Here is an 18,411-nt window from a genome sequence, read left to right on the forward strand (position 1 = left end):
CGCTGGTCAGGCCCCAGGCGCGGTCGACGGCTTCTCGTCGTGGCCGCCGAACTGCTTGCGCATCGCCGAGAGGACCTTGTCGGCGAAGTCGGCCTCGCCCCGCGAGCCGAAGCGCTCGTACAACGCGGCCGTGAGCACGTGGGCGGGAGCCCCCACGTCGATGGCCGCCAGCGACGTCCACCGACCCTCGCCCGAGTCGCTCACCCGACCGGCGAAGGTCTCGAGGCCGGGATCGTCGACGAGGGCGGCGGCGGTGAGATCGAGCAACCACGAGGCGATGACGCTGCCGCGCCGCCAGACCTCGGCGACCGCCGTGTTGTCGATGTCGTACTGGTAGTACTGCGGATCGCGCAGCGGGGTGGTCTCCGCGTCGACCTCGCGGTGCTCGTTGCCGGCGTTGGCGTGAGCGAGGATGTTGAGGCCTTCGGCGTAGGCGGCCATCACCCCGTACTCGATGCCGTTGTGCACCATCTTCACGAAGTGACCGGCCCCGACCGGCCCGCAGTGCAGGTAGCCCATCTCCTCGGGTGTCGGGTCGCCGGTGCGGCCCGGGGTGCGGTCGATCCCCCCGACTCCCGGGGCGATGGTGCGAAAGACCGGGTCGAGGTGGGCCACGACCTCGACCTCTCCCCCGATCATGAGGCAGAAGCCCCGCTCCAGGCCGAACACCCCACCGCTGGTGCCGACGTCGACGTAGTGCACGCCGGAAGGGGCGAGCGCCTCGGCTCGGTCGACGTCGTCGCGGTAGTAGGTGTTGCCCCCGTCGATGACGATGTCGCCCGCGTCCATGCGACCGGCCAGATCGTGGACGGTGTCGCCTGCGTAGGCGGCGGGCACCATGACCCACGCGGCGCGCGGGGCGTCGAGCTTGGCCACGAAGTCGTCGAGGTCGGAGGCACCGGTGATGGCGTCGCTCTCGGCCACCAGCTCGGTGACCGCCGAGTCGTTCACGTCGTAGACCACGCACGTGTGTCCGTCGCGCACGAGGCGACGGACCAGGTTCGCCCCCATCCGGCCGAGTCCGACCATCCCGAGCTGCATGGTGCATTCCCCTTCGTCGACGAATCGTCCCCCGGGTGAGGGTCCAGCCGACACCCGGCGGACCCCATCGTGGCACCGATGGGCGCGCCGGTGCGGTTGCGAACAGATGAACGAGGGGAGGCGGGCCTCAGACGGGGACGGCCACGCCGGACCACATCGCCGACATGACCTTGGGCCCGGCCAGCTGGAACCGGGCCAGCTCTTCGAGACGGAACCCGGCGGCCTGCAGCAGGTCGGGGATGTCGCGGGTGATGTGGCAGCCCCCGGCCAGGCGCTTCTGGACGGGCTCGAAGCGATGCTGGTTGCGCGCCACACGTGGGTCGTCGGAGATCCCGTGCTCGACGAAGTGCAAGCTCCCCCCGGGGCGCAGGACCCGCCGGACCTGGTGGAGGGCGCCGAGCACGTCGGGGATGGTGCACAGGGTCCAGGTGGACAGGGCGTGGTCGACCGACGCGTCGGGCAGGTCGAGGTGGGCGCCGTCGAGGCCGACGTAGGTGACCGGTGGGCTGTCGGGGTGGGCCGCCAGGCGCTTCTCGGCCAACTGGCGCCCGACCAGCGCAGGGTCGACGGCCAGGACGTCGGTGACGGCGGCCGGGTAGAGCCCGATGTTGGGACCCGAACCGAAACCGATCTCGAGGACGGTGCCGGAGAGGCCGTCGACGACCGGGCGCCGGACCTTCTCCATCTCGGCGTTGCCGCACATCACGTCGATGACCCGCGGGAGGACCTGCGCCTCGTAGAAGCCCATGGCGAGAGACTACGTGCGGAGCCGGCGGACCAGCTCGGGCAGGCCCGGGGTGGGGCGACGCAGGACCACGTGCGCCTCTCCGATCTCCACCGCGCGGGCGGTGGCCGCCACTGGTGCGAGGTGCAGCTCGACGACCTCGGGCAGCTCGTCGGCGACCACACCCACCCGCACCAGGAGGTCCTCCAGGCGATCGACCGCCAGCGGCGGCGAACCGCGATGGCCCAACAGCAGGGGGGCGAGGCGCAGCGAGCGCACGAGCTCGGCGGCATCGCGCTCGGTGAGCGGCACGATCCGCGACGCACGGTCGCCGACGAGCTCGGCCACCTCGCCCCCCATGGCCAGGGTCACCAACGGCCCGAACGCCCGATCCTGGACGACACTGACGGTGGTGACCACCCCCTCGCCCCCGACGTCGCGAGCGTCGGTTCCGGCGGCGACGGCGATCCCGTAGCCGCGCAGCAGGGAACGGGCGGTGGCCGCGTCGAGGACCACCTCGCCGTCCGCCCCGGCGAGGGCCTCGTCGACGAGACGGCGGGCGGTGGCCCGGTCGAGGCCGTCGGGCTCCGGCACCGGCCCCGGCTCCCGGCGCCGCCAGTCGGCGTAGCCGGCCACGCGCGCCAGGGCCGCCGACGCGGCCACGGGCGAGTCGAACACGGGGACGCGTGGCTGGTCGCGCTCGTCGAGCAGGGCCGCAGGGGGGCACGACGCCGAGAGGTGGGTCACGACGACCGGCTTGTCGCCGGCGGAGGCGGCGGCCCGGATGGCCTCGGCGATCGCCTCGTGGTCGCCACCGATGGGCGGGGTCACCACCACGTGCACCATGTCGGTGGTGTCGTCGGCGAGAACCCGGCCGATGGCGTCGGCGTACTGGGCGGCCTCGGCCAGCACCGGCAGGGGCAGCACCCCGCTCGCTGCGGGCACCGCCCACGCCGCCAGCTCGCCGGTGCCACCGGCCTCCGGGCCCAGGTCGGCCAGGCGGAGGCCCGCGGCCAGCGTGGCATCGACGGCGAGCAGCCCCACCCCGCGGGCGTTGGCCACCACCGCCACGCGGTCGCCCCGCGGTAGCGGCTGGTCCACCAGCACCGAGGCGACATCGAAGAGCTCGTCGATGGTGTCGACGCGCACGACCCCGGTCTGGGCGAACAGGGCGTCGACCGGCCCGTCGGGGCCGCCGCCGTCGGGGGCGCCCCGCCGTCGGCCCGACTTCACCGCCACGACCGGCTTGCTGGCCGACACCCGGCGGGCGATGCGGGCGAACTTCCGGGGGTTCCCGAAGCTCTCGAGGTGCAAGCAGATGACGGCCGTGTCCGGGTCGTCCTCCCAGTACTGCAGCAGGTCGTTGCCGCTCACATCGGCCTTGTCGCCGACGGAGGCGAACGAGGACACGCCGAGGCCCCGGCGCGTGGCCCACTCGAGCAGGGCCATGCCCACCGCCCCCGACTGGCTCTGGATGCCCAACCGCCCCCGGGGTGGTTGCACCGGGACGAAGGTCGCGTGCAGGCCGAGGTGGGTGTTGACCACGCCCATGGAGTTGGGCCCCACGATGCGCAGGCCGCCGCGCCGGGCCGCGGCGAGGACCTGGCGCTCCCTCTCGGCACCCTCCGGGCCCGTCTCGGCGAACCCCGTCGAGATGATCACCAGCCCCATGACCCCCTTCTCGGCACACTGGGCGACCACCCCGGCCACCGCCTCGGCCGGGGTGGCGATCACGGCCAGATCGACCTCGCCGGGGACGGCCAGCACGTCGGGATGAGCGGGAACGCTGGCCACGTGGGAGGTGTTGGGGTTCACCGGGTGGACGGGTCCGGCGAACCCGCCCGCCAGCAGGTGGGTGAAGAGGCGGTAGCCGGTGGAGTCCGGGTCGGCGCTGGCCCCGATGACCGCAACCGAGGACGGCCGCAGGATCCGTTCGATCGATCGGGCCTCGGCCCGGTGCTCGCGGCGCTCGACCGCGTCGCGAGCTGCGTCGGTGGAGGCGATGGGGAACTCGACCTCCACCACGCCGTCGGCGAAGCGGTCGACGGTCTGGTAGCCGGCGTCGTGGAAGACCCGGATCATCCGCCGGTTGTCGGGCAGGGTCTGGGCCACGAAGCGCCCGATGCCGTTCTCGCGTCCGGCGGCGGCGAGGTACTCGAGCATCACGGTCCCCAGGCCCCGGCCCTGGTGGTGGTCGTCGATCGTGAACGCCACCTCGGCGTCGGGGCCGACCTCGCCCACCGGGCGGTCGTCGAGGCGGTCGTAGCGGGCCACGGCGATGATCTCGCCCCCCACCACGGCCACCAACGCCACCCGCGCCTCGAAGTCGACGGTCGTGAAGAAGCGGACCTCGTCGTCGGTGAGCTCGCTCTTGGGGGAGAAGAACCGGTAGTAGCGGGTCTCGCGGGACAAGCGGTGGAAGAACCGCAGGTAGGCCTCGGTGTCGCTCGGGAGGATGGGGCGGATGTGGACGGTGCCACCATCGGCGAGGACGACGTCGAAGTCCCAGTGGGGCGGGAAGGGCGTCGCGGTCACGGGGACAGCCACGCCCCGGCGGTGATGAGCTGGGCCGGTGTGCGGCGCCCCGGGGCGCCCTCGGGGAAGGTCCAGTCGGCCAGACCGTGCACGGAGGGGGTGGTGACGATCACGAACCGCTGGCGCACCAGGTAGACGTAGGGGAGACGATCGGCCAGCTGCTCCTGCACGACCCGGTAGGCCTCGACCCGGGTCTCGAGGTCGGGTGCGGCCCGGCTCTCGTCGAGCGCGGCGGTGAGCGCGGCGTCGTCGTTGCGGGCGAAGTTGAGCGAGAGCTGCCCGGGCGGTCGCACCGTGCCGGCGGCGATGAAGGAGTAGGAGCGGTCGAGGGTGGGGTCGCCGAACAGGATCCACCCGGTGGCCTGGTAGTTGCCGTTGAGGGCGTCGGCGATGAGCGTCGCCTGGTCCATGGTCTCGATGACCATCTCCACGCCGATGCTGCGGAAGCGCTCCTGGGCGGCCTCGGTGACGGCCCGGATCTCGGGGGTCGACGGGATGTGGATGGTGTACGACAGCGGTTCGCCGTTCTCGGCCTGGTACTGCTCGTGGAGGCGACGGGCCTCCTCGAGGTCGTAGGCGGGGTAGTCGGTCTCGGCGAAGTAGGGCGAGGAGCGGTCGAAGGGCCCTTCGGCCGGGGGGAAGAGCCCCAGGTACCCGATCTCGGAGCTGCTCTGGCGGTCGGTGCCGGTGGCCACGATGCGCCGGGCGAGCGGGTCGTCGAAGGGGGGCGCCGCCAGGTTGAGGGCGACCATGGTCACGCTCGTGTCCTCGGGGTCGCCGGTGAAGACCTGGAAGGTGCCGTCGCGGGCCTCCTCGGCGAGGGAGAGGATCGACGCCGGGTCGTTGGTCTCGACGACGTCCACGCTGCCCGATCGAATCGCGGCCGCTCTCGACGACGGGTCGGCGAGCACCCTGAACTCCACGGCGTCGAGGTACGGCATGCCCTCACGCCAGTAGGTCGGGTTGGCCTCGACGCGCAGGGTGGAGTCCGGCACCCAGTCCACGAACGTGAAGGGGCCGGTGCCGACCGGGTTCCGGGCGCCGTCGGGGTCGGCGAGCATGCTGGGCGCAGCCATCACCCCCGTCTGGGCCGTGAGCGTGTGATCGAAGGTCGCCCACGGTTGGTTCATCACCACCCGCACGGTGAGGGGATCGACGACCTCCACCCGTTCGACGGCCAACAGGGCGGTGGCGGTGAGCGGCGAGGCCCGATGGGCGTCGAGGTTGGTCTTCACCGCATCGGCATCGAGCGGCGTGTCGTCGTGGAACAGCACCCCTGGCCGCAGGCCGATGAGCCACTCGGTGGCATCGGGGTTCGGTTCGAGCGAGAGGGCCAGGTAGGGCTGGGGGTTCCCCTCGGGGTCGTAGGCCGCCAGTCGGTCGAAGACGGCGTTGGCCACGATGTACGCGGAGCTGGCCCACCGGTTGGCGACCGGGTTCCACCCGTCCGTCTCGGCATTGAGGCCCACGCGCAACGTCCCCCCGAGCCGAGGCGGGTTCTCGTACTCGGCGACCTGGTCGAGGTCGACCTCGGCCGATCGGGCGGGGCCTGCGTCGGAGGAGTCCCCACCGCACGCGCCGAGCACCGACGCCGCACCGAGGCACACGCTCAGCACCCTGATGACGCAGCTGCGACTGACGCTCACACGTGCCCTCCCACGTCGACCCCGACAGTGCCCCGCCGCGCCCACCGAGTGCCTCAGTGTGCCATAGGCAGCTCGCGCCCCGGCGGCCGACCACGGCCGCCGGGCTCAGATGCTCACCCGGTGAAGGAGAACCCGTCCAGGAGGACCTCGAGGCGGTCGGACTCCTCGCCGACTCGCCCGAGGTGGAGGACCTGGACCAGCCGATCGCCGTCCTGGAAGGCCACGCCGGAGGTGACCAGGTCGCCGTCGACGACCTCGAACGCCACGGCCTCGCGTCCCTGGAACGACCCGTCGGCGTCGAGCAGGGGCGACTCCGGATCCGTCGTGCCCCCCATGCCCATCGCCGTGCCTTCCAGCAACTCGGACACCCGCTGCGGATCGACGAGGCCCGGCGGCAGCACGGTGGTGATGATGCTCAGCGCCTCCGAGTCGGTCTCCCACGTGGAGCTCTCGGCGCTCATCGGCTCGGTGACCCCGGCGACCTGGACCGGGTCGCTGCGTCGCTCGACCTCGCCCGGGAAGGTGGCGGTGAAGCCGTCGCCGGTCACGGTGACGCCGCCGTCGGCATCGCTGGTCGCCGCGACCTCGCTGCTGGCGTCGCTGGTCGCTGCGACCCCGTCGTCGTCTCCGCCGCAGGCGGCGGTGAGGAAGAGCAGGGCAAGGGCCAGGGCGAGGAGACCACGTCGAATCATGGCGGCCGACGGTACGCAGCCCGGCGGCGTCTCGTCGATGGGAACTTCTTCCCATCGCCCCTCAGCCGTTGGCCACCACGTCGGCGCCCTCGGCCGGGCCGGGGAGGCCCTCTTCGCCGGCCTCGGCGTCGTCGGGCTCGTGACCGGCCTGATGGCGCACCCACAGGGTGGACAGGAACTTGTCCACCGCCCTCACCACCCGACGGCTGCGGATGGTGGTCACCAGGTCGAACGCGTGCTGGGCGCCGTGCAGCTCGATGTAGACCACCGGGTTGTCGGAGACCGCCGCCAGCTCGTCGACGAAGCGACGGGCATCCTGGACCGGCGCCAGGGTGTCGTAGTCGCCGTGGATGACGAGGAACGGCGGCGCATCACCACGGAGGTTGTCCCGCGGGGACGCCGAGGCGAACTTCTCGGGCTCCTCGTCGAGGAACGCCTTGACGATCATGGGCTGCAGGAACCACTGCACGAACTCGTCGGGCATGGTGCCGTCGCGGTTGGTGAAGTCGTAGACCCCGTAGAAGGGCACCGCCGCCTGCACCGACGTATCGGCGTCCTCGAAGCCGGGCTGGTACCGGGGGTCGTTCGGGGTCAGGGCGACCATGGAGGCGAGGTGCCCACCCGCGGAGCCGCCGGTGACGGCCACGAACGAGGGGTCGACGCCGTACTCGTCGGCGTGCTCGCGGATGAAGGCCAGCGCCTGCTTGAGGTCGATGAGGTGGTCGGGCCAGGTGGCACCCGGGCTCAGCCGGTAGTTGGCGTTGAAGCACACCCAGCCCCGCTTGGCCATGGCCTTGAGCAGGGGGATGCCCTGCTCCCGCTTGTCCCCGATCACCCAGGCCCCGCCGTGGATCTGCAGCAGCGCCGGACGACGCTCACCCGGGGGCGGCGGATCGACCGGCTCGAACACGTCGAGGCGCAGCACGCGGCCGGCCACGCGGCGAAAGGGGATGTCCTTGCGTCGGCGGATCGCCAGGCGGCCCGCTTCGGGGGCCTCGTCGGTGAGCGCGGCCAACGCCTCCGAGGCCACCCCGGCAGTACCCCAGCTGCGCAGCACCATGACCACCATCGCCACCCAGTTCACCGCCGCCAGCACCAGCCCCACCCAGCCGGCCCAGTGCTGGAGGGCACCGGCCCACACCAGCGCGCCGGTGAGCACCAGCCCCACCGGCAGGAACAGCGCGGAGAGCTCGATGGTCACGGCCGACGCGAAGAACGAGGGGACGAAGAGGAGCCGGTTGCGGCGTATGGGACGGAAGGCGTTCACGGTGAAGGCCACCGCCACGACGCTGAGCACGAGGAGCAACCACGATGCCCACATCACCCCAGTGTGCCCTCGGGTGGGGGCGTTTCGCTCGGGTCGCCCGCCGGCCCGGCGACGACGCGCTCCCGGTGCAAGACTGCGCCTCCCATCCCTCCGTCGCCGAGCGAGGCACCGATGCCCCAGCGACTCAGCGGTCTCGACGCCGCCTTCTTGTACTTCGAGACGCGGTCCATGCCGATGAACGTGGCCTTCACCGCGGTGCTGGACCCGTCCACGGTGCCCGGGGGCTACTCGTTCGAGGAGATGCGCAGCCACATCGCGGCCCGTGTGCCGCTCGTCCCCAAGCTCCGGCGCAAGGTCGTCGACGTCCCGTTCCGGATCCACCATCCGGTCTGGGTCGACGACGCCGACTATCGGCCCGAGCACCACATCCACCTGGCCCGGCTCGATCCGCCCGGCGACGAGCGGGCCCTCGCCGACTTCGTGGCCGACCTGGTGAGCCGCCCCCTCGACCGTCGCCGACCCCTCTGGGAGTTCTGGGTCGTCGAAGGCCTCGAGGGCGGGCACATCGCTCTCGCCGGCAAGGTCCACCACTGCGTGGTCGACGGCGTGTCCGGCGCCGACCTCATGCCGGCCTTCTTCGGCCTGGCCCCCGAGCCCGAGCCCATCGAGCCCCCGCAGACCCCGTCCGCCACCCTCCCGGGCGAGCTCGAGCTGCTCGGGTGGTCGATCGCCGACCGCGTGCGAGGCACGGTGGCGGGGATCGGAGCGCTGGGGCGGGTGGGCTGGGCCACCGACGCCATCCGGCGGCTCCGCCTCGAAGGCGAGCCGGCGGGAGGCACGCCGATGACCGCACCCCCGACGCCCTACAACGGGGCCATCACGGCCGGCCGTTCCATGGCCTTCGGCCGCCTGCCCCTCGACGGCGTCAAGGAGATCCGCCAGGCCACCGGCGCCAAGCTCAACGACGTGGTGCTCACCATCACCGCCGGGGCCCTCCGTGCCCACCTGCTCGACCTCGATGCCCTCCCCGACCAGCCGCTCGTGGCCGCCGTGCCCGTGTCCGTGCGGCGCGAGGACCAGTTCGGCGACCTCAACAACATGGTGGCGGTGATGTTCGAGCCGCTGCGCACCGAGGTCGCCGACCCCCGCCGACGCCTCGAGCTCACCACCGCCGATTCGGCCGCGGCCAAGCGCGAGCAGCAGATCGTCGGCAAGTCGACCCTCGTCCAGCTCACCGAGATGGTCGACCCCCTCACGACCGGCATGGTGTGGGACCTCTACTCGCGGGCGGGCATGGCCGACCGCCACCGACCGGCGGTGAACGCCGTGGTCTCCAACGTGCCGGGTCCGCCCGTGCCCATCTACCTGGGTGGGGCCAAGGCCTTGCGGCTCTACCCGATGGGCCCGGTGGCCGAGTCGATGGGGCTCAACCTCACCGTCATGAGCTACGACGGCCACCTCGACATCGGCCTGCTCACCGCCAGCGCCCTCGTCCCCGACGCGTGGGAGGTCGTCGAGCACGTCGAAGCGGCCTACGCCGCGCTGCGCCAGGCCGTCGGCCTGGCCTGACGACCCGGCGGGCCGGATCCGGCGTTCCCCGGCGGGGGCGCGTCACGAACGGGGGCGTGACGCAGCCTGGCGTGACCCCGGCCACAGTGTCGTACGATCGGCCGCATGGCCTACAACTTCGCTGACATGTTCGAGCACACCGTCGACACGGTGCCGGACCGGGTGGGCATCGCGTGCGAGGGCGAGCACCGCACGCTGGCCCAGCTCGAGGACGCCGGGAACCGCCTCGCCCACCACCTCATCGCCGCCGGCGTCCAGCCGGGCGACCACGTGGGCATCTACGGACTCAACAGCATCCAGTGGGTCGAGGCCCTGCTGGGGGTCATCAAGGCCCGAGCCGTCCCGGTCAACATCAACTTCCGGTACGTGGCCGACGAGCTGCGCTACCTGTTCGACAACGCCGACCTGGTGGCGCTGTTCTACGACGCCCAGTTCGGACCCCTCGTCGCCGACGTCCGCGACGAGCTGCCCCTCCTCAAGACCCTCGTGCGCATGGACGACGGCAGCGGCACCACCGACGAGCTGGGCGCCACCGACCTCGCCGACGCCCTGGCCGCCAACTCCCCCGAGCGGGACTTCGGCGAACGCAGCGGCGACGACCAGGTGATCATCTACACCGGCGGCACGACCGGCATGCCCAAGGGCGTGATGTGGCGCAGCGAGGACATCTTCTACGCCCTCGCCGGCGGCATCGACATGGCCACCCGCGAACGGGTGCCCGACGAGTACCACCACGCCCGCCAGGCGCCCGAGAAGACCCCGACGGTGATGATGAACATCCCCCCGCTCATGCACGGGGCCGCCTTCGTGGGCACCATCGGCCAGATGCTGCAGGGCAACACCGCGGTCCTGCTGCCCAAGTTCGACCCCTACGAGGTCTGGCGCACCATCGAGCGCGAGAAGGTCAACGCCATCCTCATCGTGGGCGACGCCATGGCCCGCCCCATGATCGAGGCGTGGGAGGACATGGACGCCAAGGGCGAGACCCCGGACATCTCGTCGCTGTTCGCCATCTCCTCCACGGCGGCGATCTTCAGCCAGACCGTGAAGGACCGCTACCTCGACACCTTCCCGAACCTCATCATCACCGACTCCATCGGCTCCACCGAGGGCGGGTTCAACGGCACCATCGTCGTCACCAAGGGTGAGCCGCCCAAGACGGTGGGGGCCAAGAGCGGCGGGCTCAACGTCAACGCCATGAACGACACCCACGTGCTCGACGACGACCTCAACATGGTCGAGCCCGGCTCCGGGGTCATCGGTCGCCTGGCCCGGGGCGGCAACATCCCCCTCGGCTACTACAAGGACGAGAAGAAGACCGCCGAGACCTTCGTCATCGGCCCCGACGGCAACCGCTACTCCATCCCCGGCGACTTCGCCACGATCGAGGCCGACGGCACCATCACCCTGCTCGGCCGCGGCTCGGTCTGCATCAACACCGGCGGCGAGAAGGTGTACCCCGAGGAGGTCGAGCAGGTGCTCAAGTCCCACCCGGCGGTGTACGACTGCCTGGTCGTGGGGATCACCGACGACCGCTGGGGCCAGAAGGTGACCGCCGTCGTGCAACCCCGCGAGGGTGCGAGCCTGGAGCTCGAGGAGCTGGCCGCCCACGCCCGCGAGCACCTCGCCGGCTACAAGGTGCCCCGCACCCTCCACCTCGTCGACAGCATCCAGCGCTCGCCCAGCGGCAAGCCCGACTACCCGTGGGCCAAGAAGCTGGCCGAAGCGGCGAGCTGACCGCACCCGCCCGTCGCCCGGGGGGACACCCCGGGCGTAGCGGCGTTACAGTGACGAACGTGTGTCGAGTGCCACCCACGGGTGGCCGGCACGCCACCCACTCCACCACACGCCACCACGGCGGCACCCGGCCGCCGACACAGGGGGAATGCAATGCACACCTATGACAAGTTCTTCATCGGGGGCGAGTGGGTCGATCCCGCCGGCTCCGACACGCTCAAGGTCACCTCGCCCAGCTCCGGCGAGATCGTCGGCTCCGTGCCGGTGTCGACCCCCGCCGACATGGACCGTGCCGTCGCCGCCGCCAAGGAGGCCCTGACCGGCGAGTGGTCCACCTGGACCCAAGAGCAGCGCGCCGACCTGATCCAGCGGGTGGCCGACGGCATCAAGGCCCGCCAGGAGGACTTCAGCGGCCTCATCACCGAAGAGGTCGGTTCGCCGTTCTACTTCTCGATGTTCGGCCAGGTCCTCGCCGCAGCGATGATCCTCGAGGCCTTCGCCGCCCACACCCGCACCTTCGCCTTCGAGGAGCGCCGCGACGGCGCCCTCGGCGGCCAGATCATCGTGCGCCGCGAGCCGGTCGGCGTGGCCGCCGGGATCATCCCCTGGAACGTGCCGCTGTTCATCACCTGCCTGAAGCTCGGCCCGACGCTGGCCTCGGGCTCGACCATCGTGCTCAAGCCCGCTCCCGAGACCCCGCTCGACGCCAACGTGCTCGCCGAGATCCTCGTCGAGGCGGGCGTGCCCGCCGGTGTCGTCAACATCGTCGCCGCCGACCGCGAGGTGGGCGAGCACCTGGTGCGCCACCCCGACGTCGACAAGGTGAGCTTCACCGGTTCCACCGCCGCCGGCCGCAAGATCGGCGCCATCTGCGGCGAGCAGCTCAAGCGCTGCACCCTCGAGCTCGGCGGCAAGTCCGCCGCCATCGTGTGCGAGGACGCCGACCTCGAGGAGACCATCCCGCACCTGATCGGTGGCGGCCTCATGAACAACGGCCAGGCCTGCGTCGCCCTCACCCGCGTGCTGGCCCCGCGGAGCCGCTACGACGAGATCCGCGACGCCCTCGCCGCCGCCGTGTCGGCTCAGGTCGTGGGCGACCCCACCAACCCCGACAACCTGGTGGGCCCGCTCATCGCCGACCGCCAGAAGGTCCGGGTCGAGGGCTACATCACCAAGGGCCGCGAGGAAGGCGCCACCGTCGTCGTGGGCGGCGATCTTCCCGAAGGCCTCGGGGAAGGCCACTTCGTGGCCCCGACGCTGTTCGCCGACGTCGACAACTCGATGACGATCGCCCGCGAGGAGATCTTCGGCCCGGTGCTGTCGCTCATCGCCTACGACACCCTCGACGACGCCATCGCCATCGCCAACGACAGCGACTACGGCCTGGCCGGCGCGGTGTACACCACCGACATCGCCAAGGGCATCGACGTGGCCCGCAAGGTGCGCACCGGCACCTTCGCGGTGAACACCACCCAGGGCATGGACTTCAACGGCCCCTTCGGCGGCTTCAAGAACTCCGGCATCGGCCGTGAGCTCGGCCCCGAGGGCATCCACGCCTTCTGCGAGGACAAGACCATCTCGCTCCCCGGTGGCATCGACCTTCCCATCGGAGGCTGACACTCGGCGGCCGAGGCCGCCACAGGACGACCGTCGAGGGGCCGGCTCCGTGCCGGCCCCTCGTCGCGTCCGTGATCAGCCCCCGTGCTCCCGCCAGGCCGAGACCGGACCGAGGGCCTCGACCAGCACCTCGCTGCCGGAGAGATCGACCGGCACGGCGGCACAGGACCGTCCGCCGGACCGGGCCGCCTCCTCCAGCCGGTCGACGAGGCGCCCGTCCCCTCCAGCGGGGGCGCCACCCCACACCTCGACGACGAGGGGGAGGTCCCGTTCCGCCGCCAGGTCCACCACGGCTCTGGTCAGGTCGGTCACCGGTGCGGCGGTGACCGCCAGGGCCGGGCGATCGTCGAGCGCGGCGACGAACGCGGTGGCCGCGGCGAACCCGTCGCACGGGCGGGCGGGCACCACCACCGTGGCCGCGCCGGGGAACAGGCCCCGGGCCAGCCACAGGCCGGCCGGCCCGGCATCGGCGGCCACGACCCCACCTACGGGCAGCAGCCCGAGGGTCTCCGCCGAGGTGGCGACCAGACCACCGGCGGCGTCGGAGGCGTGGTCGACGAGGGAGGCGAGGACCCGGGTGAGGTCGGATCCTCCCGGAGCCCGCTCGGCCACCTCGGGCCAGTGGCGGGCCATCAAGGCCAGGTGCCAGGGCTCGACCTCGAGCACCTGCACGGTGTCGGCCAGCGGCGGGGCCTCGGCGGGGTCGATGCCCGCGGTCACCACCAGCTCGGCGTCGGCCAGTCCGCTGCGCACGGCGTCGTCGGCCTGGAGTCCCACCACCCCCAGCCAGGCCGGGTCGTCGAGGGGCAGCACGCCCACCGCCCCGGGGGTGGCCACGACCCCCGCGCCGGTGCGCCTCGCCGCCTCGGCCACGGCCGGCGCCTGGCCGGCCCGGACCACACCGGGCCCGACGAGCAGCACCATCGAGAAGCCGGCGAGCGAGGGGGACAGGGCCACCAGCTGGTCCGAGGCGGCCGAGACGTCGAGCGGCTCGACCCCTTCAGGAGCCGGGGCGGTGAGGTCGAGGCCGCCCAGGTCGATCTCGGAGGCGGTGAGCACCTCGCCGAGGCTCCACCCGGCCACGAGCAGCGGGAGCTCGGATGGGTCGGCGACCGGATGAGCCTCGACGACCAGGCCGGGTTGGGACGTCAGGCGCAACCGGGCGTCGGAGAGCAGGGCGACGCCGGGGCCCGCGGCGTCCCCGGTGACCGACCGCCCGTCGGCGTCGGCCAGCACGGTGGCCAGCGCGTCGCTGGGAACCTCGATGACGTCGAGGCCGGGCAGCGGCGCCGGAGGGTGCGCCCAGGAACAGAAGACCCGGCGGGCCCCCTGCGCCAGCAGGCATCGAGCGAGCAGATCGGCGACGGTCGGGGGCGTGGGCACGGCCCCAGTATCGCGGCGCTCGGCGCAGGCGCCGCTCCGACGCGAGCCACCGGCGGGGAAGAGCCACTACCCTCGAATGGTCCGCGAGCCCTGGGGGCGACGTCCATGGACCCACGCAGGATCGGCCTGACGATGGTTGGCGCGGGCGCGGCCGCCCAGGTGGGCGGGCTGGCGCTCGACGCCTGGAGCCATGCGGCCGACGGTCGCGGCCCCGACGGCGTGCTCGGGACGCAGGACGTGGGTCACCTGCTCTTCGTCGCCGGTCTCGTCGCCGTCGGCCTGGGCGCGGTGCTGGCCCTCCTCGGCCCTCGCCTGTACGCCACGACGGGCGACACCGGCCCGGGGCGCCGCCTGGCCCAGTTCGGGGCGCCCGCGGTGGCGATGGCGCTGGTGGTCGGAGGGCTGGTCGGCGCCGGCTCGTCCAGCCTCGCCGGTGCCCCTGCGTCGAGCTCGCCGGACCCGAACCCGGACCACGACCACGACGCCACCACCGTCGCCGCCGAGGCACCGCGCTGCGATCTCGACGTGAACCCGGCGGCCTACTACCGCGAGGCGGTGATGCACGGGGTCGACCTCAACGGCGGTGCGATCGATCACGATCACGCCGGCGCCGATCCGGCCGCCGGCATCGGTGAGGGCGAGGTCGCCGGGGCCGACCCGGGCCCGACCACCGCCCCTGCCGAGGACCACGACCACGACGGCCCGCAGGCCTGGACCCCCATCACCGATCCCCAGGTCTGCGAACAGCTGCGCACCGAGCTGGCCGAGGCCTCCGCGGTGGCGGCCCGCCACCCCACCGCGGCCGACGCCCGCGACGCCGGCTACGTGATGGTCACCACCTACATCCCGGGCATCGCCTCGCACTGGATGAACTTCGGGCTCGTCGACACCACGTTCGACGTCGGCGCGCCGGAGATGCTGCTCTACGACGGCAACGGCGACGACGCCCAGCTGGTCGGGCTCAGCTACTACCTCATCGGCAGCGCCGACACGCCGCCGACGGCCGGCTTCGCCGGCGGCAACACCGACTACCACCGCCACATCGGCCTCTGCGTGCGGGGGTCGTTGGTCGTGGGCGGCGAGGGCACGTCCAGCGAGGAGTGCGCGGCGCGAGGCGGCATCAAGAACGACGGCTCGAGGGCCTGGATGGCCCACGCCTGGGTGGTGCCCGGGTGCGAGAGCCCGTGGGGGGTGTTCAGCGCCAAGAACCCCAAGCTCACCGACGAGCTGGGCCGCAACTCCGGCCAGGGGCCGCCGTGCAGCGGCTCGGGCACCGACTACGACGACACCCCCGGGGTGCCCGCCGAGCTGGCCCACGTCGTGCTGGGAGCGGACGAGCCCTGAGGTGATCAGGCGCCACCGGGGCCATCGCCGAGCCAACGGTAGGTGGTCCACCCCTCGAGCGGCCGGGCCCCGAGCTGCTCGTAGAGCTCGATCGAGGGGGTGTTCCAGTCGAGCACCGACCACTCGACCCGTCCGTCGGTGAGGGATCGGAGGTGGCGCAACAGGGCGAGGCCGTGGCCTCGTCCGCGCGCCTCGGGGCGCACGAAGAGGTCCTCGAGCCAGATGCCGGGGCGCCCCAGGAAGGTCGAGAAGGTCCGGAACCACAGGGCCATGCCGACCACCCCGCCGTGGGTGTCGTCGCAGGCCAGGGTGACCTGGGCCGCTGGTTGCGGGCCGAAGAGGTGCTCGTCGAGCTGGTCGAGGGTCCAGACCACGTCGGCGGCCATGTCCTCGTAGTCGGCCAGCGCTCGGATGAGCTCGCCGATGGTGGCGAGGTCGTCGCGCCGAGCGGGGCGGATCACGGCCGTGTCAGTCGTCGAGCAGGAGGTGGGCGACGCGCCGGCGGTGCCACGCGGCGTCGCCCCAGGCGGCGGTGAGCGCCCAGATGCGCTTCAGCCACATGTGCACGTCGTACTCGACGGTGTAGGCGATGGCGCCGTGGCACTGGAGGGCCTGGCGGGCGACGAAGGCGGCGGCGTCGGAGGCCATGGCCTTGGCCGCCGAGGTGTCGCGCTCGATGGTGGGGAGGTCGTGCGCCAGCGAGTAGGCGGCCCTGGCCACGAGGGGCCGGGCGAAGGAGAGCTTGAGCTCGCAGTCGGCGAGGTGGTGCTTGACCGCCTGGAAGGTCCCGATCGGCACCCCGAACTGCTTGCGGGCCGCCACGTACTCGACGGTGACGGCCAACAGGTGCTCGGCCAGGCCCAGCAGTTGCGCCGAGGCGGCGACGGCTCCGCGATCGAAGGCGCGGTTGGCGGCTCGCCAACCGGGTTCACCGTCGATGATCAGCGCCTCGTCGGCCACGTCCCAGTCGGCCCGGGACAGGCGGCGGGCCCCGTCGACCGACGTCTCCGGGGTGAGGCGCAGACGATCGGTGGCCACCGCCACCAACCGGTCGTCACGCTGGGCGATCAGCACGTGGGCCAGCTGGGCGTCGGGGACGAAGGGTTGCCCGGCCAGCGCGACGGTGGCGACGACCTCACCCGAGGCGATGCCGGGCAACCAGCGCTGGGCGATGTCGGCGCTGGCGTTCTCGGCCAGCAGGGGGGCGGCCACCGCGGTGGTCTCGAGCAGCGGGCCGGGGAAGGCGAACCGTCCGGTCTCGGTGAGGATCGGGAGCAGGTCCAGCTCGGAGAGCCCGAAGCCGCCGTGGGCCTCGGGCACGGTGAGGCCGACCACCCCCATCTCGGCCAGCGCGGCCCACAGCTCGGGGCGGCGGCCGGTCTCGTCGTCCCAGGCGCCTCGCACGACGTCGGGCGGGCACTCCTTGGCCAGCAGGTCGGCGACGGCGTCGCGGAACAGCAGCTGGTCGTCGGTGAAGGCGAAGCGCACAGCGCCTACTTTCGGGGAAGGCCGAGCACGCGCTCGGCGACGACGTTGCGTTGGATCTCGTTGGTGCCGGCGTAGATGGGGCCCGACAACGAGAACTGGTAGCCCTTCATCCAGGCCCCGCCGTCGACCGCGCTCGGGGAGTCGTCGACCAGTTCGGCGGACGGGCCGAGCAGCGCCAGGGCGGTCTCGTGGAGGCGCACGTCGAGCTCGGACCAGAAGATCTTCGTGAGGCTCGAGCGGGCCCCCTGCGGACGCCCCTCGACGATGCCGGTGACGTCGGCCAGGGTGGCCAGCCGGTACGCCTCGGCGTCGATCCAGGACTGGGCCACGTCCTCCCGCAGCGCCGGATCACCGGCCGCCACCGCGGCGGGGTCGCCCGACGCAGCCAGCGCCGAGCGGCGCTTCCACAGGTCGACCAGGCGGTCGGCGGCGGCACAGAACCGACCGGGCGAGCGCAGCGTGAGACCCCGCTCGGACGAGGTGGTGGCCATGGCCACGCCCCAGCCCTGGTCGACCTCGCCGAGCACCAGGTCGTCGGCGACGAACACGTCGTCGAAGAAGACCTCGGCGAAGCCCTCGTCGCCGTCGAGTCGCCCGACCCCCCGCACGGTGACCCCGTCGGCGTCGAGGGGCACCATGAGGTACGTCATGCCCTTGTGGCGCTCGGCCTCGGGGTCGGTGCGGAACAGCCCGAACAGCCAGTTGCAGAACGCGCCGCGGGTGGTCCAGGTCTTCTGCCCGGAGATGCGCCACCCGCCGGCGGCGTCGTCACGCACGGCGCGGCTCTTGATGCCGGCCAGGTCCGAGCCGGCGTCGGGCTCCGACCACCCCTGGCACCAGAGGTCGTCGGCCGCGGCCATGGCCGGCAGGAACCGGGACTTCTGCGCGTCGGTGCCGAACTCGAAGATGGTGGGGGCCAGCAAGAAGATGCCGTTCTGGGTGACCCGCTGCGGGGCACCGGCGCGGTAGTACTCCTCTTCGAAGATCAACCACTCCCACAGCGTGGCGCCCCGTCCGCCGTACTCCTCGGGCCACGACACCACTGACCAGCGGGCGTCGAAGAGCTTCTTCTCCCACTCGACGTGGAGGTCGAAACCCTCGCGGGTGTCACCCGACGGAAGGCCGTGGGGCACGTTGGCCTCGAGCCACGCTCGAGCCTCGGCCCGGAAGGCCTCCTCGGCGTCGGTGAAGTTCAGGTCCATGGCGCGCTCCGCTGGGTGTCGCAGTCCCTCGTGGGGTCATCGGCGATCGTAGGGCACCATCTGACGAACGGTCAGATCCCACGGGCACTCGGCGGGCACCCGGCCCGGTGTGCGATCCGTCACGACCTGACGGGTCGTCAGGTTTTCTCCTACACTGTGGTCCACG

General features: G+C 72.4%; 14 protein-coding genes. 4 read left to right on the top strand and 10 right to left on the bottom strand.

Annotated features, from left to right (window positions below):
* Positions 1-6 precede the first annotated feature (6 nt).
* The 6 genes from gnd to LUW87_RS14325 all read right to left on the bottom strand — a co-directional run bounded on the left by gnd (position 7) and on the right by LUW87_RS14325 (position 7,959).
* Complete coding sequence (gnd, locus tag LUW87_RS14300) at positions 7-1,041, bottom strand: phosphogluconate dehydrogenase (NAD(+)-dependent, decarboxylating) (RefSeq protein ID WP_232671869.1); 1,035 nt, start codon at positions 1,039-1,041, stop codon at positions 7-9.
* Between the two features lie 127 nt (positions 1,042-1,168).
* Positions 1,169-1,789, bottom strand: coding sequence for a class I SAM-dependent methyltransferase (locus tag LUW87_RS14305; protein WP_232671870.1), 621 nt, complete (start codon positions 1,787-1,789; stop codon positions 1,169-1,171).
* Between the two features lie 9 nt (positions 1,790-1,798).
* Positions 1,799-4,300: a bifunctional acetate--CoA ligase family protein/GNAT family N-acetyltransferase gene (locus tag LUW87_RS14310; RefSeq protein WP_232671871.1), complete on the bottom strand. Its 2,502-nt coding sequence runs from the start codon at positions 4,298-4,300 to the stop codon at positions 1,799-1,801.
* Positions 4,297-5,946: an ABC transporter substrate-binding protein gene (locus tag LUW87_RS14315; protein ID WP_232671872.1), complete on the bottom strand. Its 1,650-nt coding sequence runs from the start codon at positions 5,944-5,946 to the stop codon at positions 4,297-4,299. The genes LUW87_RS14310 and LUW87_RS14315 overlap by 4 nt, the downstream gene beginning before the upstream one ends.
* A gap of 113 nt (positions 5,947-6,059) precedes the next feature.
* Positions 6,060-6,638 (bottom strand): hypothetical protein, encoded by a 579-nt coding sequence (locus tag LUW87_RS14320; RefSeq protein ID WP_232671873.1) that lies wholly within the window; start codon positions 6,636-6,638, stop codon positions 6,060-6,062.
* Between the two features lie 61 nt (positions 6,639-6,699).
* Positions 6,700-7,959: an alpha/beta hydrolase gene (locus LUW87_RS14325; protein ID WP_232671874.1), complete on the bottom strand. Its 1,260-nt coding sequence runs from the start codon at positions 7,957-7,959 to the stop codon at positions 6,700-6,702.
* Positions 7,960-8,076: 117 nt separating this feature from the next.
* Between LUW87_RS14325 and LUW87_RS14330 the strand changes: the two genes are divergently transcribed.
* The 3 genes from LUW87_RS14330 (at position 8,077) to LUW87_RS14340 (ending at position 12,828) form a co-directional block, all read left to right on the top strand.
* Positions 8,077-9,474, top strand: coding sequence for a WS/DGAT/MGAT family O-acyltransferase (locus LUW87_RS14330; protein ID WP_232671875.1), 1,398 nt, complete (start codon positions 8,077-8,079; stop codon positions 9,472-9,474).
* A 105-nt stretch (positions 9,475-9,579) separates the two neighbouring features.
* On the top strand, positions 9,580-11,211 hold the full coding sequence (locus LUW87_RS14335; protein ID WP_232671876.1) for an acyl-CoA synthetase: 1,632 nt from the start codon (positions 9,580-9,582) through the stop codon (positions 11,209-11,211).
* Positions 11,212-11,364: 153 nt separating this feature from the next.
* Positions 11,365-12,828, top strand: coding sequence for an aldehyde dehydrogenase (locus tag LUW87_RS14340; RefSeq protein ID WP_232671877.1), 1,464 nt, complete (start codon positions 11,365-11,367; stop codon positions 12,826-12,828).
* A gap of 75 nt (positions 12,829-12,903) precedes the next feature.
* Here LUW87_RS14340 and LUW87_RS19345 read toward each other — a convergent pair whose 3' ends face one another.
* Complete coding sequence (locus tag LUW87_RS19345; protein ID WP_232671878.1) at positions 12,904-14,211, bottom strand: hypothetical protein; 1,308 nt, start codon at positions 14,209-14,211, stop codon at positions 12,904-12,906.
* A gap of 132 nt (positions 14,212-14,343) precedes the next feature.
* Between LUW87_RS19345 and LUW87_RS14350 the strand changes: the two genes are divergently transcribed.
* Positions 14,344-15,555: a hypothetical protein gene (locus tag LUW87_RS14350; RefSeq protein WP_232671879.1), complete on the top strand. Its 1,212-nt coding sequence runs from the start codon at positions 14,344-14,346 to the stop codon at positions 15,553-15,555.
* 5 nt (positions 15,556-15,560) lie between these two features.
* Here the strand turns inward: LUW87_RS14350 and LUW87_RS18495 are convergent, their stop codons facing one another.
* The 3 genes from LUW87_RS18495 to LUW87_RS14365 are packed head-to-tail and all read right to left on the bottom strand — an operon-like array spanning position 15,561 to position 18,245.
* Complete coding sequence (locus LUW87_RS18495; protein WP_232671880.1) at positions 15,561-16,016, bottom strand: GNAT family N-acetyltransferase; 456 nt, start codon at positions 16,014-16,016, stop codon at positions 15,561-15,563.
* Between the two features lie 7 nt (positions 16,017-16,023).
* A complete protein-coding gene (locus LUW87_RS14360; protein ID WP_232671881.1) occupies positions 16,024-17,043 on the bottom strand; it encodes an acyl-CoA dehydrogenase family protein in 1,020 nt (339 codons plus the stop codon).
* Positions 17,044-17,048: 5 nt separating this feature from the next.
* On the bottom strand, positions 17,049-18,245 hold the full coding sequence (locus tag LUW87_RS14365) for an acyl-CoA dehydrogenase family protein (protein ID WP_232671882.1): 1,197 nt from the start codon (positions 18,243-18,245) through the stop codon (positions 17,049-17,051).
* Between the last annotated feature and the right edge of the window lie 166 nt (positions 18,246-18,411).

This window comes from Rhabdothermincola salaria, from assembly GCF_021246445.1.
Classification (GTDB): Bacteria; Actinomycetota; Acidimicrobiia; order Acidimicrobiales; family Acidimicrobilacustridaceae; genus Rhabdothermincola_A; species Rhabdothermincola_A salaria.